Source organism: Lysinibacillus sp. FSL H8-0500 (genome assembly GCF_038051955.1).
GTDB lineage: Bacteria > Bacillota > Bacilli > Bacillales_A > Planococcaceae > Lysinibacillus > Lysinibacillus macroides.
In genome coordinates, this window is record NZ_CP150292.1 from 2818717 (window position 1) to 2833895 (window position 15179).

Sequence of the window (15179 nt, forward strand, 5' to 3'; positions counted from 1 at the left end):
AATTTTCTGTATAATCGGCTTGTTTGACAATACTTTTTATGAACTTGGGGGTAGACAATTGGGTAAAGCATTGATTATCGGAGCTGGCGGTGTTGCCAGTGTTGTGGTACACAAGTGTGTTCAAAATTCGGACGTATTTGAGGAAATTTGTATCGCAAGTAGAACTGTTTCAAAATGTGACGCTCTAAAAGAAAAACTTGATGGCGGAAAAACAAAGATTCAAACTGCACAGGTAGACGCAGATAATACTGAAGAGGTTATTGAGCTTATTAAATCTTTCGGACCAGATGTTGTCATTAACGTTGCCCTACCTTATCAGGACTTAACGATTATGGATGCTTGCTTAGCGACAGGTGTACACTATGTGGATACTGCAAACTACGAGCCACCTGAAACGGCAAAATTTGAATATAAATGGCAATGGGCCTATAAAGAGAAGTTTGAAAAAGCTGGCTTAACTGCATTACTTGGTAGCGGTTTTGACCCAGGTGTAACAGGCGTTTTCACAGCTCATGCACAAAAACATGAATTTGATGAAATCCACTATATCGATATCGTGGATGCCAATGCAGGAGATCATGGTTATCATTTCGCAACAAACTTCAACCCAGAAATCAACATTCGTGAAATTACAGCGAATGGTCGTTACTGGAAAGAAGGTGAGTGGATTGAAACAGCACCACTTGAGAAAAAAGAAGTGTATAATCTGCCTGAAATCGGACCAAAGGATATTTATCTTCTATACCATGAAGAACTGGAATCACTTGCAAAAAATATCAAAGGCTTAAAACAAATCCGCTTCTGGATGACGTTCTCTGAAAAATACTTAACACATTTAAAAGTATTAGAAAACGTAGGTATGACATCAATTGAACCAATCGAATTTGAAGGGCAAATGATTCAACCAATCCACTTCCTTAAAGCGGTATTACCGGATCCAGCTTCACTTGGACCACGTACAAAAGGTAAAACAAACATCGGTTGTATCATTCGCGGTCTAAAAGATGGTAAGGAAAAAACATATTATGTATACAATGTATGCGATCATGAAGAATGCTATAACGAGGTCGGCTCACAAGCTATCTCTTATACAACTGGCGTGCCAGCTATGATCGGTGCCATGCTTGTCATGAACGGTGAATGGCGTAAACCAGGTGTATGGAATGTAGAAGATTTCAATCCAGATCCATTTATGGATGCGCTAAATAAATGGGGTCTACCATGGCAAGAAAGCCATAACCCAGAATTACTTGACCTGGATTTAGACGAGAAGGAATTAAGCCGATGAAACCAATTGATTTTTCACAAGTCCCATCCCCTTCCTTTGTAGTGGATGAGCGATTATTAACGAAAAATTTAGAACTGTTAAAATCCATACAAGATCGTACAGGCTGTCGCATTTTACTTGCTTTGAAAGGCTTCTCCATGCATGCTACATTCCCGCTTGTCGGGCAGCATTTAGCAGGCATTACGGCAAGCTCGCTATTCGAGGCACGCCTTGGCTATGAAAAAATGGGTAAGGAAGTCCATGTCTATGCTCCTGCTTATGTTGAGCATGAAATGGACGAGCTGCTAAGCTATGTCGATCACATTGTATTTAATTCCTTTGGTCAATGGGCGAAGTATAGGGATAAAGTCAAATCGACTGGGAAAGCGATTGAATGTGGTCTTCGCATTAATCCTGAATACTCAGAGATTGAAACAGCCCTTTACGACCCTTGCGCACCAAACTCTCGCTTCGGTGTTACGTTAGAGAATTTTGATGCGTCACAGCTCGATGGTCTTGATGGCCTACACTTCCATGCAATGTGTGAGCAAAACTCAGATACATTGGAGCACATTATTGAAGTAGTCGAAGAAAAGTTTGGCGACGCTTTGCACCAAATGAAATGGTTAAACTTCGGTGGCGGTCACCATATTACGCGTGAAGACTATGATGTAGAAAAGCTTGTCAATATCATTAACCATATACAAGAAAAGTATAACCTGCTTGTTTATCTCGAGCCAGGTGAAGCCGTAGCACTTAATACGGGCTATCTAGTCGCAACAGTGCTGGATATCCAAAAAAATGGTATGGATCTTGCTATTTTAGACACATCTGCAACATGTCATATGCCGGATGTGCTTGAAATGCCCTATCGTCCAATGATTATAGGCTCTGGACAAGCTAATGAATTCGCACATACATATCGTTTAGGTGGGCTAACATGTCTTGCTGGCGATGTGATTGGCGATTATTCATTTGAAACACCATTAAAGCCAGGTGACCGTCTAATCTTTACAGATATGGCACACTACTCAATGGTGAAAACACATATGTTTAACGGCGTCAACCTTCCTTCTATCATTTCTTATAATGATGAAGAAGGCTTAAAAGTTATTCGCGAATTTACATTTGAAGACTATAGCGGTCGACTATCCTAAGCCGCTCCTAAAGTCCCTCCATCTAGTGCGGAGGGGCTTTAGTTTATCTTCTTTGACCCTCCTGCTTTTTGCACTGCTATCCCGCCTTTTTGTACCTGCTATCCGCTGTTTTTGCAATGCTATCCGTCACTATATGTTATGATTATCTTATACGAAGTAAAGTAAAGAAAATGATACACATGAAAAAAAGCGGATGAATTAGCCTTCTAAAATTATAGAACATTCAAATTTTAGGAGGCACTTAAAAATGAAATTCAATAAAATTGATATAAATCACTGGGAGCGTAAAGAAGTTTTTCATCATTTCTTAAACCAACAAACCAGCTTCAGCATCACCAAGAACATTGATATTACTGAACTCTATAATATCTCAAAAGAAAAGGGCTATAAATTCTATCCTGCCTTTATCTTTCTCATTACTCATATAGCTAATTCAAATGAGCATTTTTGAAGGAGCTTCAATTGGGAAGGAGCGCTTGGTTACTGGGAGAAGGTAGTTCCTATGTATACAATCTTTGATAAGCCATCAACCCTATTTTCTGCACTTTCTACAAATACAGATACAGGCTTTCAAAACTTTTATGCTAACTATATTGCTGATACGGAAAAATACAGTAACACAGGGAAAATGTTTCCGCAAATAACCCTTCCTAAAAATATCATTAATATCTCTATGATTCCTTGGACTTCCTTTACTGGTTTTACCTTAAATGTGAATAACAGCCTCAACTATCTTCTGCCAATTGTTACTGCGGGGGAATTTATTAAGAACAATAAGACAATTTATTTACCTTTGTCTTTACAGGTGCACCATGCTGTCTGTGATGGCTACCATGCAGCTCTGTTTATGAATAAATTCCAGACCCTCGCAAATCATCCACAAGAATTGCTTAAATAAAAGAAAAACCCAAACCATCTACCAAGAAATTTCTGGCACGGTTTGGGTTTTCACTTTATGCTTCTTCCTTTTCATTTTCAAGCATTTTATGTAAATAAGCAATAATTTCACGAATGCCCTCTAATGAATTGACTAGTATTTTCGGGTCAACATACGTAATCATACGGTTTTCAAGATTAGCTACAGCTGTAAAATAGCGCGTTTTTGCATAATTAACAAGACCTAATTGCTGCAATATAGAATCATCGAAATCAAGAATCTCACGCGCCTCTGTGACAAGTAAGCCGTAATTAACAACATCTGTATTTAAAACGATCACACGAGCCGTTTCTGGGTTGGATGAACGATTGTACAAAATTCGTTCAAAATCAAGCACAGGCACAAGCTCGCCTCGAATTCTTGTAAAGCCTAGAAGATAGTTCGGTAAATGAGGAATAGGTGTTACCCGCTCTAATTTTTCAATAGAAATGGTTTGCTCCACAGGTACTGCATATTCCTCTGTACCACACGCAAAAACGACTGCTTTTACACTCTCCATACGTTCACTTCCTTCTATTCAGCTATTATTTCTTAGCGGATTCCTTCACAATTTCAACAAGTAAATCTGCTAATTTTTCTAATTCTTCTACAGGGATTTTTTCATTTGTTGTATGAATATCTTCATAGCCAACAGATAGATTTACCGTTGGAATACCGAAGCCTGCAATCACATTCGCATCTGAGCCCCCACCTGAAATACCTAAGACAGGCGTACGGTCAATATTGCGTGCTGCTGCCATTGCCACTTGAACCACTTTATCTGATTCTGTTACACGGAAACCTGGATACATTAGCTTTACCTCTACTTCAGCACGTGCTCCTAAGGAAGCCGAAATTTGTTCAAATGTTTCCTGCATATGCTTTGTTTGTGCATCTAGCTTTACTTGGTCGATTGAGCGGGCTTCCGCTAAAATAGTTACTTCATCACAAACGATATTTGTCGCTTGCCCACCTTCAAAGCGCCCAATATTCGCTGTTGTTTCTTCATCAATTCGACCTAACTTCATTTGTGCGATGCATTTAGAGGCAACTGTAATGGCTGAAACGCCTTTTTCAGGTGCAACGCCTGCATGTGCAGTTTTCCCAATAATTTTGGCAAAAATTTTCGCTTGGAATGGGGCTGCTGTGACAATACCGCCTACTTTGCCATCGCTATCCACAGCAAAGCCGTATTTTGCTGTAATGTTTGCTGGGTCCAACTCTTTCGCCCCAGCAAGACCGCTTTCTTCACCTGCTGTAATAATTAATTCAATATCACCGTGCTCAATTTGCTGCTCTTTTAAGCGCTTTACCATCTCCAATAGTGCTGCAACTCCGGCTTTATCATCTGCACCTAAAATTGTTGTGCCATCGGATACAATATAACCGTCTTCACGTAAGGATGGTTTAATGCCTTTTCCTGGTACAACTGTATCCATATGAGCAGTAAAGTAGATTGGCTCTACATTCAATGTACCTTTTAATGTAGCAATAATATTGCCCGCTCCATGTCCGTTACGCGTATGTGCATCATCTTGGATGACTGTCAACCCAAGTGCAGTTAATTTCTCTACAAGGATTGGTGCAATTACCTGTTCATGTTTTGTTTCTGAATCAATTTGAACAAGCTCAAAAAACTCTTCTACTAAACGACTTGTCATGCTACAAAACTCCCTTAGTTTGCGTGGTTTTCCACGTAATAGTATACTCATTATTTTAGCACAACGTTCATGGAGTTGACATCATTCAACCTAGCCTTTAGAAAAAGCCTGAGAAAAGAGGATCATTCTTTTCCCAGACTTTCTTTATCCATTTAAAATAGTCTCTTTTTCTTGTTCTAGTGTTTGTAAGTAGTCAATAGCTTTTGTATGTTTGTCCTGTAAGCGTAAAATTGTATTATGTACATCATCTTGAATACGTGAAACCTGTTCCCGTGCTGTTGAAATTTTCGAATGGACAGACCATGCTGAAAAAATATCATCAAAAAAGTAATCAGCAAATTTCACAAAGCCATCTGTTTCCACATGTAGAGATTTTGTGGACATTTCATGAATATCTAATAATTCATTGTGAAAACGTTGTAACGCAATTTGAGCATTATGTAAATAATTCTCAGATTGATCCAGCGCATCATGCTTTAAATGTGTAGCAATAAGCCCACCCCCAAAGAACGTATCCCAAGTAGAATAACCACTCGCCGAATGCAGGGAGGCCGCTGCTTGACCCAGTTTTGTAAGCGCTACTTCTCCTGCTTCCTCAGCCTCTCGAATTTCAAGCATTAGTTGTTTCGTGTACATCTCTTCCTCTGCTAGATGTTCAAGCCTCTGTGCCTGTGCTGGATTATGAATTTGTAAGTAGCCTTTCTTTTTAGCATGAATATGCTGTAGTGTTTGCTGTAATGCCTGTGTGTCTATTTGTGCTAATTTACGGGTTACTTGTGTCCGATCGGCTGTTAAGTCTGCTTGCATTTTCTTGGCTTCATTGATTTTTAATTCAAGCACTGCTGCTTTATCAATTTTTTCTGCACGTAATTCATCCTGCTGTCCTGTCCATGTACGAATCATATTCATAAATGAGAAGCCATCTAATTTATCAAGCTTTGTACGAAGTTGCTGAAGTGCTGTAGAATGTTTCGTTATTTCCTCCTGTGCATGTTCAATCTGCTTATCAATTAACAAACTTTGTTCATTTAACCTCGTTCTAGTTCTTAACTGTGTAAAAATCTGTTCCTGCTCTTTTTGTAATTGCTTCCATTCCATTCAACTCAACTCCTCTTACTATATCAGTACGAATCAAAAGGAAAAATGTTTCAATTATTTGTTAATAACTTTCATTTATTTTTACTAAAAATCAAAAACCTAGCAACAGGGTAGTTGCTAGGCTTGGCCTTATATTATAGTGGAATATTTCCGTGTTTTTTCTCTGGACGTGTTTCATGTTTATTTGATAGCATATCAAGCCCTTGAATCAGCTTAATACGTGTATCGCGTGGATCGATAACATCGTCTACCATACCGCGAGAGGCTGCCACATATGGGTTTGCAAATTTTTCTTTATATTCTTCAATTTTTGCTGCACGTGTTGCTTCTGGGTCATCTGATTTCGCAATATCACGAGCAAAAATGATGTTTGCTGCTCCTGCAGCACCCATAACAGCAATCTCAGCATTTGGCCATGCAAAGACAAGGTCAGCACCGATTGATTTAGAGTTTAAGGCAACGTAAGCGCCTCCATAAGCTTTACGAAGAATCACTGTAATTTTTGGTACAGTCGCTTCTGAATAAGCATAAAGAATTTTCGCACCATGACGAATAATACCACCATGCTCTTGCTTAACACCTGGGAAGAAGCCAGAAACGTCTTCAAATGTGATAATTGGGATATTATAAGCATCACATGTACGGATAAAACGAGCTGCCTTATCAGAAGAATCAATATCTAAGCCGCCTGCTAATACTTTTGGTTGGTTACACACAAGTCCAACTGATTCACCAGCAATACGTGCAAAGCCCACAACTACGTTTTTCGCAAACTCAGCATGTACTTCCATAAATGAACCTTCATCTACAACCTGCTCCACTACTTTACGTACATCGTATGGACGTGTTGTTTCAATCGGCACTGTATCCACGATTTCTGGACGGTAGTCATCCCCTTCAGGTCTAGCTTGACGAGGTGCCTTTTCTTTATTATTTTGTGGTAAATAGCTTAATAGTTTCTTAATTTCATCAATCGCTGCTTCTTCAGATGGTGCACGGAAATGAGCATTCCCACTTACCGCATTATTTACTTTCGAGCCACCTAAATCCTCCGCAGAAATTTTTTCACCTGTTACTGTTTCAATAACTTTTGGCCCTGTAATAAACATTTGAGATGTTTTATCAACCATTAAAATAAAGTCTGTAATCGCTGGCGAATAAACTGCCCCACCAGCACATGGTCCCATAATTACCGAAATTTGTGGAATAACGCCTGAATAAATAGCGTTACGGTAGAAAATATGACCATAGCCATCAAGTGATAGCACACCCTCTTGAATACGCGCTCCACCTGAATCATTGATACCGATAAATGGTGTACCATTTTTCGCTGCTAGATCCATAACTGTCGCCATTTTTTTCGCGTGCATTTCACCAAGCGCTCCACCAAATACTGTGAAATCTTGAGAGAATAAGTAGACTGGACGTCCATTAATTTTACCGAAACCAGTCACAACGCCGTCCCCTGGTCCTTCCAGCTTGTCCATACCAAAGTCTACTGTACGGTGTGTAATAAATGGATTGATTTCGAAAAATGTACCTTCGTCCAGCAATAATTCAATACGTTCACGAGCTGTTAATTTCCCCTTTTCATGCTGCTTATCGATGCGCTCATAGCCACCACCAAGCTCAATTACTATCTTACGGTCATACAAGTCATTAATTTTATCGAACATATCCATACTGATCACTTATCCCCTTTTCCACTTTTATCACATAATTCATATAACACCCCATATGAGGATTTAGGATGCATAAATGCAACCTCCGCACCGCCAGCTCCTGGTCCTGGTTCCTCAGATAGAAGACGTACACCTTTTTCACGCAGCTCTGCCATGCGCTCGCGAATACCTGTTACACCGAAAGCAACATGGTGAATGCCTTCTCCACGTTTTTCAATAAACCCATAAATCGCACTTTTCTCACTCATTGGCTCCAATAGCTCAATTTTTACATTTCCTGCGTCGATAAATGCGACACGAACTTGCTGTGACTCTACTTCTTCTACTTTCATCAGCTTTAAACCTAAAGTTTCAGTATAATATGTAATGCGTTCATCTAGATCGCGCACCGCAATCCCAATATGGTCTACTTTCTCCATGGGCACATCTCCTTCTGTTATGGTACATATTCTATTTTACAGACTTTTTTGTCAAAACTCTACTACTTGAGAAATTTTTCAGATTTGCTAAACTATTTATAAGAAAAGAAGGAGCGAACGAGCATATGAGTAATAAAAAGTTTCAAAAAGTTGTCGTCTATACAATGGTCATCATTATGCTAATTTCATCTTTAGCATTCGGCTTATCCATGTTTGTGTAAGACAAAACAGAGGCGTCCATAATTTTATGGGCGCTCTTTTTTGACCTTTAAACCCTTAAACGACTGCTTTATTTCTAAATACCTGTCCATTTCCTCCATAAATTGATAGAGGGCTGCCTGCGCGATAAATTGCTCATGATTTTGCGGCAGCGGTAGCTGAGAAAATTCATGCTTCACCTGATCTAGCTTCTCTCGGTAATGTCTTGCCGTATTTCCTGAATGTACGTGTTCGCTAAGATCTTGTAAAAAATCTGCCACAATTTCTGCCTCTTGTACTATAACAGGTAAGGTCGTCACTTTTGGTAACACTCTTTCAATAATTTCTAGCTGCTGCTCGCGCATATCAAAATAGACATAGTAGTCATTTTTGCGTCTCATAAAATGATTTTCAACATCTTTAAATGCCAATGACTTTGCATTCTCTAACATACGAACGGCCTCAATAATTTCTCGCCCATCCCATAGCGTATCGCCTTGACGTAAATAGCTAGCAATTTCTAAAAAAATCTTGCTATATAGTTCCTCAATTTTAACCCGGTAGTAATTTAATTCCTTTTGAATATCTGGCATATACATATTAATGGCTATACCTGTTCCATAACCAATAGCCATTAAAGCTAATTCATTATAAACAAGTGCTGACGAAAAGTTTCCAGCCGCATAAATATGCATGATAATGACGGTACTAGAAATAAATCCATCTGTAACCTTTAATGATACAATTGTTGGAATAAACACAAGTAGCATACCTGCTAATGTTAGTGGATGATAAGAAAAGAGCTCAAAGCTAAGAAATGCAAAAACCATCCCAATTGTACTTGCAACCAATCGTGTATAGGCCGCTTGTATGGATCTCTTTTTCGTTGGCTGTACACATAATATTGTCAAAATACCAGCAGATGCATATGAGGCTAAATCAAAATATTGAGCAATGGCAATCGAGATTGCCGCTCCAATAGCTGTTTTTAATGTACGATAGCCGATTGAAAATTTTTTCAAGCCGACTGCCTCCTATCCTATAATACGCTCTTCTTATTATTTAGCCAATATTACGAAAATTTTATATACATAGAAAAATCAGCGAGCTATCTATGGGCATAAGTAGTAAGCCTCTATAGATAGTAGCTATCTACGAGGCTTTTACTTATTTAATTTTTTATGCAAGCACTATACTATAGTTCATCACAGTATTCTTCAAAGTTTGCTTGTAGATTTGTGACAACAGACATTGGATCATGCCCTTCAATTTCATAGCGTCCAACCTCTGCCACTACTTGTCCATCTTTTAGAAGCACAAATGATGGAGAAGAAGGTAAATGGTCTTCACCAAAATGATAACGTGCCGCTGCAGTAGCTTCTTTATCTTGTCCTGCAAACACTGTTACTAAATGGTCTGGACGTTTATCATAATGCACACATTGTGCTGCCGCTGGACGAGCAATACCACCTGCACAGCCACATACTGAGTTCACCATAACTAATGTTGTGCCTGGACGCGCAAACGCCTCTTCCACAGCCTCTGGTGTTGTTAACTGTTCGTAACCAGCTGCCTCAATTTCAGCGCGTGCCGTTTTTAAAATTTCTTGCATAAATAAATCGTAATCCATATTCATATAGCGATAGCTCCTTTCAAGTTCGCGTCAGTTTCGTCTATTTATTGTAGTAGAGATATGACGCCTATACATCTCTTATCATAGCAGTTTGCAACAAATTTGTGCACCTACTTGCTCAAATCATGGCTATCGGTATTTACTTTTTTACTTGTTCATTGCTAAATAAATGATCGACACCCTGTGTAACAGTTAATTGTCCATTTAAAATTTGACGTTCTAGTAATTGTACCTGTGCTTTACGCTGCGGGTTGCCATAAAACCTATCAATTAAATGATCCGTAATCATGGATTGGAACCATTCTTTTGTTTGATTTTGACGTCGTGTAGCCCAATAATTATTGCTCTCCACAACTTGTTTAAATTCTTCAATGGTCTGCCAAACTTTATCAAGCCCTTGCTTTTCTAAGGAGCTAACAGGCATAGCCGTGGACATCCAGCCAGGTGTGGCAGGCTGTAGGAAATGCAAAATTTGTTTATATTCTGAAACTGTTTTTTTCGCCAGTCGCTTATTATCGCCATCTGCTTTATGCACCACAATGGCATCGGCTAGCTCCATAATGCCCTTTTTCATGCCTTGTAGCTCATCACCTGCTCCTGTTAAAACAAGCAGTAGGAAGAAATCGACCATACCACGGACATAGGTTTCACTTTGGCCAACACCAACGGTTTCGATTAAAATCACATCATAGCCAGCTGCCTCACAAATAAGCATAGTTTCACGTGTCTTTTTATGAACACCCCCTAGGGTACCTGCTGATGGGGAAGGTCGCACAAATGCATTGGGCTTTTTGACAAGCTCCTCCATGCGCGTTTTATCACCTAAAATACTTCCACCTGATAAAGATGAGCTTGGATCAATCGCTAGAACGGCTACCCGTTTTCCCATAGCGCACAGCATCGTGCCAAAAGCCTCGATAAACGAACTTTTCCCTGCACCAGGCACACCTGTAATGCCAATGCGAACACTATTTCCTGTGTGTGGCAGTAGCTCCTGTAGAAGCTCCTGTGCTTGGACTTTATGTGTGCTATTTGAACTTTCAATTAAGGTAATGGCCTTTGATAAATGTGTGCGAGATCCTGCACGCACCTCTTGTGCAAGCGCTTGAATGTTCAAATGCTCCGTCTTTTTCTTGCGGAATTTTTTCGGTGTACCGTATTGCATCCCATCGTGAGTTGCCTCAATTCCATCCATCACAAATAGTGCACTGTCCTCTACCTCTTTATTTTTGTCCATTATTCAGACACTTCCTCATAGCCTAAACGTTTGTAGATTTCTTCAATAATTTTTTGTGCCGATACAGGAATCACTGTACCTGGTCCAAAAATAGCTACTGCGCCAGCATTATAAAGGAATTCATAATCTTGTGCTGGTATAACACCACCCACAATAATAATAATATCTTCACGTCCTAGCTTTTCTAGCTCCGCCACTAACTCAGGCACTAATGTTTTATGACCCGCTGCTAGGGAAGAAACACCGATCACATGTACATCGTTTTCTACAGCCATTTGTGCTGCCTCAGCAGGTGTCATAAATAATGGAGAAATATCCACATCGAAGCCTAAATCAGCATAGCCTGTTGCGACAACTTTCGCGCCACGATCATGTCCATCTTGACCCATTTTAGCCACTAAAATACGTGGACGACGTCCTTCATTTTCTAGGAATTCCTCTGTCATTTGTTTCACTTCGCTAATTTGCTCCTCATCAGAGAAGTTAGCAGAATAAACGCCAGAGATGGAACGGATCACAGCCTTATGACGACCAGACACAGACTCAATCGCATCTGAAATTTCACCTAATGATGCACGAGCGCGCGCTGCATCAACCGCTACTGCTAGTAAGTTTTCTTCGCCATCTTGTGCCGCTCTTGTTAAACGAGCTAAATGCTTTTGAACTTCTGCCTCATCACGAGCAGCCTTCATCGCCTCTAAACGTTCAATTTGCTTTTGTCGAACAATTGTATTATCAATATCTAAAATATCAATTGGCTCTTCTTTTGTTAAGCGATATTTATTCACACCAACAATTGTTTCTGTTTTCGAATCAATTTTCGCCTGACGTTTTGCCGCAGCTTCCTCGACCTTCATTTTTGGTAATCCTGTTTCGATTGCTTTCGCCATTCCACCTAGCTCTTCAATTTCTTCAATCAATGCCCAAGCAGATTTCGTAATTTCTTCTGTTAATTTCTCCACATAGTATGAACCACCCCATGGATCAATTACTTTAGTCATGGCTGTTTCTTCCTGTAAAAATAGCTGTGTATTTCGTGCAATACGTGCCGAGAAATCTGTTGGTAAGGCAATCGCTTCATCCAACGCATTTGTATGAAGCGATTGTGTATGCCCCATTGCTGACGCATTTGCTTCAATTAATGTACGTGCCACATTATTAAATGGATCTTGCTCTGTTAGAGACCAGCCAGATGTTTGTGAATGCGTACGCAACGCTAATGTTTTTGGATTTTTCGGATTAAACGTTGACATCATTTGTGCCCAAATACGACGTGCTGCGCGCATTTTTGCAACTTCCATATAGTAGTTCATACCAATTGCCCAGAAGAATGACAGACGCGGTGCAAATGCATCAATATCAATGCCCGCTTTTAGCCCTGTGCGTACATACTCCAAGCCATCTGCTAATGTGTAGGCAAGCTCAATATCATTTGTAGCGCCCGCCTCCTGAATATGATAACCCGAAATCGAAATCGAGTTAAATTTCGGCATATATTTTGCTGTATATTCAAAAATATCCGCAATAATTTTCATCGACATTGCAGGTGGGTAAATATATGTATTACGCACCATATATTCTTTCAAAATATCATTTTGAATTGTCCCTGCTAATTTATCTGGCGTTACCCCTTGCTCCTCCGCTGCCACAATATAGAAAGCCAGCACTGGCAAAACAGCACCATTCATTGTCATGGAAACAGACATTTGATCTAATGGAATTTGATCAAACAGAATTTTCATATCCTCTACAGAGTCAATAGCAACTCCTGCTTTCCCTACATCCCCTGTTACACGCGGATGGTCTGAGTCATAGCCACGGTGCGTAGCTAAGTCAAACGCAACCGAAAGACCCTTTTGCCCCATTGCAAGGTTTCGCTTATAAAAGGCATTGGATTCTTCCGCTGTGGAGAAACCTGCGTATTGACGAACTGTCCAAGGACGAGCTACATACATTGTAGGGTATGGACCACGCGTATTGGGCGCAATACCTGCTACATCGTTTAAATGCTTCACATCTTTAATATCTTCTTGTGTATAAATATCTTTAATTTCAATGCCTTCATTTGTCAGAAACGTCTCCTCTGATGCTTGAGGAGCTTCGGCTGTTAACACTTTTTCGATTTCGATTGCACTAAAATTTGGCTTACTCATCGTTGGACCTCCTTCATGCTTGTGAACACGGACTGTAATTTTTCAATAATGTTCTGTCCTGCAAAAATAAAGCCGTTTAAGCCATTTGCTAACCAAGCCTGTTCTTCATCTTTAAATTTACCTGCTACATCGACAATAACATGCGCTGGTTTTTCAGCTAAAATAGCAGCTACAAGTGCTTTTGTATCGTCATCACTACCTGCAATCACTACATATGTAGCATCTGTTGCCTTCAACCAAGCCACTGCTTCTTCAGCAGTCGCAACTGGTTCACTTTTTTCTGGAACAAGACCAACTGTATTTAAGAAACCAGCGACAAAATCTGCGCGTGGCTTAGAGCTTTTCAATGTACCTAGTGCTAAAATAGCTGTTTTCACATCGGCTGCTGTCACCTCTGCACGAAGTTCCTCAAATGGCGCTGCAATACGTTTAATATGCGCAAACAATGGATTTGTATCATGTTCAAGCACATCTGCTGGATTTGCATAAATATTCGTACCGATTAATGATTGTTTACGTGTTTGGGCTGCTTTAATGCGAGATAAATAGGATGTTTCAATTTCCTCTGCAAGCTTGCCAGATGCTGTATAGGCATCAATACCACCTGCTGCCTCAATCGTTAAAAATAAAGCCCATGCTTCCTTGACAAAATCTGCTGTTAACGACTCAATAAAGTAAGAGCCCCCTGCTGGATCTGTCACCTTCAATACATTTGTTTCTTCTTTTAAAATTAATGATACATTGCGAGCAATACGAACAGACTGCTCTGTAGGCTTTGTTAATACGTCATGAGGATGCACTGTAAAGACATCCGCTCCACCAATTAAGGCAGAAAGCGCTTCATTTGAAGAGCGTAGTAAATTTACATAGATATCTAATTTCGCAAAACTTCTTAATGATGTTTCAGCAACAGTTGGAATTTTGATGGTTTCTGTTACACCATAGGCAGATGAGAACGCTTTCCATAGAACTTTAAAGGCACGAAGCTTGGCAATCTCTGCAAAGAATTGCGTATCAATCGCAAATGTGACAAAGAATTTCTTTGAAAATGCTTCAAAGCTTTCTTCTTGCTCTGCAAATTTTGCAGCTAGGGCCAGTGCATAGGCTAATTCCTGAACAGCATTAGCGCCCTGATAATGATAAATCGTTGTGTCTGCATTGACTGAGCGCACGTTCGGAAATGCCTCTAAAGAGATAGGGTCTTGTGAAACAATAAAACCTTTCACTGCTTGTTGTTGATCAATAGCAATGTGGTCAAATACAGCTAATAATGGGTCCTGTGCATTGTTAACAGTAATTTTAAATGAATATTCTGAGAAATATGGTGCTAATTTTGCCAATACCTCTTCTGTCCATTCAAATTGTACACGACTATCAATTGTCATGACTTCATTGCCGCGTGCTAGACTATCCTCTAGCTGGGCGAAGAAGGCTTCACTTGTATCAGCATGAACTTGCTGTGCTACTTGAAATACTGCGTTATTTTGTAGGGAACGGATAGTAGCAACCTGTCGATCAAGCTCATCGCCAAGCTTCGTTAGTAAACTTTCCTGTGTGTAAAGAGGCTGTAATGTAACACCTTCACTTGTTGCTGTAAAAAGAGATTCAAATGGTTTTCCCTTTAAAGCTTTGATTGCTGCATCTTGCCAGTCAGAATAGGCTGGCTTTTCAAATTCAATATTTTTCATGTTAGTTGACATGCGGACGCTTAATCAGCTTCCCCCCTTAGTGTTTTCTAACTGTTATTCTACATGACAA

At 39.8% G+C, this 15179-nt stretch carries 13 protein-coding genes and 1 pseudogene; 4 read left to right on the forward strand and 10 right to left on the reverse strand.

What is annotated here, in order from left to right:
* Positions 1 to 58 precede the first annotated feature (58 nt).
* The 3 genes and pseudogenes from MHB44_RS13505 (at position 59) to catA (ending at position 3322) form a co-directional block, all read left to right on the forward strand.
* Entirely contained in the window at positions 59 to 1288 is a 1230-nt protein-coding gene (locus tag MHB44_RS13505) for a saccharopine dehydrogenase family protein (protein WP_341299578.1), read from the forward strand.
* Positions 1285 to 2424, forward strand: a complete 1140-nt coding sequence (gene nspC / locus MHB44_RS13510) for a carboxynorspermidine decarboxylase (RefSeq protein ID WP_341299579.1) — start codon at positions 1285 to 1287, stop codon at positions 2422 to 2424. Before MHB44_RS13505 ends, nspC begins: the two co-directional genes overlap by 4 nt.
* Before the next feature lie 247 nt (positions 2425 to 2671).
* Positions 2672 to 3322, forward strand: a pseudogene (gene catA, locus MHB44_RS13515) (type A chloramphenicol O-acetyltransferase).
* Between the two features lie 55 nt (positions 3323 to 3377).
* On the opposite strand, the gene MHB44_RS13520 reads toward catA, so the two are convergent.
* The 5 genes from MHB44_RS13520 to mce all read right to left on the reverse strand — a co-directional run bounded on the left by MHB44_RS13520 (position 3378) and on the right by mce (position 8200).
* Entirely contained in the window at positions 3378 to 3860 is a 483-nt protein-coding gene (locus MHB44_RS13520) for a CheW domain-containing protein (protein ID WP_341299580.1), read from the reverse strand.
* 25 nt (positions 3861 to 3885) lie between these two features.
* Positions 3886 to 5001, reverse strand: a complete 1116-nt coding sequence (locus MHB44_RS13525; RefSeq protein ID WP_341299581.1) for a M20/M25/M40 family metallo-hydrolase — start codon at positions 4999 to 5001, stop codon at positions 3886 to 3888.
* 144 nt (positions 5002 to 5145) lie between these two features.
* Positions 5146 to 6099: a hypothetical protein gene (locus tag MHB44_RS13530; protein WP_341299582.1), complete on the reverse strand. Its 954-nt coding sequence runs from the start codon at positions 6097 to 6099 to the stop codon at positions 5146 to 5148.
* Positions 6100 to 6233: 134 nt separating this feature from the next.
* Positions 6234 to 7781, reverse strand: a complete 1548-nt coding sequence (locus MHB44_RS13535; RefSeq protein WP_053994472.1) for an acyl-CoA carboxylase subunit beta — start codon at positions 7779 to 7781, stop codon at positions 6234 to 6236.
* 5 nt (positions 7782 to 7786) lie between these two features.
* Complete coding sequence (mce, locus tag MHB44_RS13540; RefSeq protein ID WP_341299583.1) at positions 7787 to 8200, reverse strand: methylmalonyl-CoA epimerase; 414 nt, start codon at positions 8198 to 8200, stop codon at positions 7787 to 7789.
* Positions 8201 to 8325: 125 nt separating this feature from the next.
* On the opposite strand from mce, the gene prli42 reads away from it, so the two are divergent.
* Positions 8326 to 8421, forward strand: a complete 96-nt coding sequence (gene prli42, locus MHB44_RS13545; RefSeq protein ID WP_152927979.1) for a stressosome-associated protein Prli42 — start codon at positions 8326 to 8328, stop codon at positions 8419 to 8421.
* A gap of 24 nt (positions 8422 to 8445) precedes the next feature.
* Here prli42 and MHB44_RS13550 read toward each other — a convergent pair whose 3' ends face one another.
* From MHB44_RS13550 to MHB44_RS13570, 5 genes are all read right to left on the reverse strand, one after another.
* Complete coding sequence (locus MHB44_RS13550; RefSeq protein WP_053994470.1) at positions 8446 to 9420, reverse strand: aromatic acid exporter family protein; 975 nt, start codon at positions 9418 to 9420, stop codon at positions 8446 to 8448.
* Between the two features lie 173 nt (positions 9421 to 9593).
* Complete coding sequence (locus MHB44_RS13555; protein ID WP_004231203.1) at positions 9594 to 10034, reverse strand: BrxA/BrxB family bacilliredoxin; 441 nt, start codon at positions 10032 to 10034, stop codon at positions 9594 to 9596.
* Between the two features lie 136 nt (positions 10035 to 10170).
* Positions 10171 to 11268, reverse strand: a complete 1098-nt coding sequence (meaB, locus tag MHB44_RS13560; protein WP_053994469.1) for a methylmalonyl Co-A mutase-associated GTPase MeaB — start codon at positions 11266 to 11268, stop codon at positions 10171 to 10173.
* Positions 11268 to 13421: a methylmalonyl-CoA mutase gene (gene scpA, locus MHB44_RS13565; RefSeq protein WP_341299584.1), complete on the reverse strand. Its 2154-nt coding sequence runs from the start codon at positions 13419 to 13421 to the stop codon at positions 11268 to 11270. The genes meaB and scpA overlap by 1 nt, the downstream gene beginning before the upstream one ends.
* Entirely contained in the window at positions 13418 to 15121 is a 1704-nt protein-coding gene (locus tag MHB44_RS13570) for a methylmalonyl-CoA mutase family protein (protein WP_341299585.1), read from the reverse strand. The genes scpA and MHB44_RS13570 overlap by 4 nt, the downstream gene beginning before the upstream one ends.
* Positions 15122 to 15179: the final 58 nt, after the last annotated feature.

Coding starts and splice junctions, on each gene's coding strand:
- nspC (WP_341299579.1), top strand. CDS start 1,285: ATGAAACCAATTGATTTTTCACAAGTCCCATCCCCTTCCTTTGTAGTG.
- MHB44_RS13520 (WP_341299580.1), bottom strand. CDS start 3,860: ATGGAGAGTGTAAAAGCAGTCGTTTTTGCGTGTGGTACAGAGGAATAT.
- MHB44_RS13525 (WP_341299581.1), bottom strand. CDS start 5,001: ATGACAAGTCGTTTAGTAGAAGAGTTTTTTGAGCTTGTTCAAATTGAT.
- MHB44_RS13530 (WP_341299582.1), bottom strand. CDS start 6,099: ATGGAATGGAAGCAATTACAAAAAGAGCAGGAACAGATTTTTACACAG.
- MHB44_RS13535 (WP_053994472.1), bottom strand. CDS start 7,781: ATGGATATGTTCGATAAAATTAATGACTTGTATGACCGTAAGATAGTA.
- mce (WP_341299583.1), bottom strand. CDS start 8,200: ATGGAGAAAGTAGACCATATTGGGATTGCGGTGCGCGATCTAGATGAA.
- prli42 (WP_152927979.1), top strand. CDS start 8,326: ATGAGTAATAAAAAGTTTCAAAAAGTTGTCGTCTATACAATGGTCATC.
- MHB44_RS13555 (WP_004231203.1), bottom strand. CDS start 10,034: ATGAATATGGATTACGATTTATTTATGCAAGAAATTTTAAAAACGGCA.
- meaB (WP_053994469.1), bottom strand. CDS start 11,268: ATGGACAAAAATAAAGAGGTAGAGGACAGTGCACTATTTGTGATGGAT.
- scpA (WP_341299584.1), bottom strand. CDS start 13,421: ATGAGTAAGCCAAATTTTAGTGCAATCGAAATCGAAAAAGTGTTAACA.
- MHB44_RS13570 (WP_341299585.1), bottom strand. CDS start 15,121: ATGTCAACTAACATGAAAAATATTGAATTTGAAAAGCCAGCCTATTCT.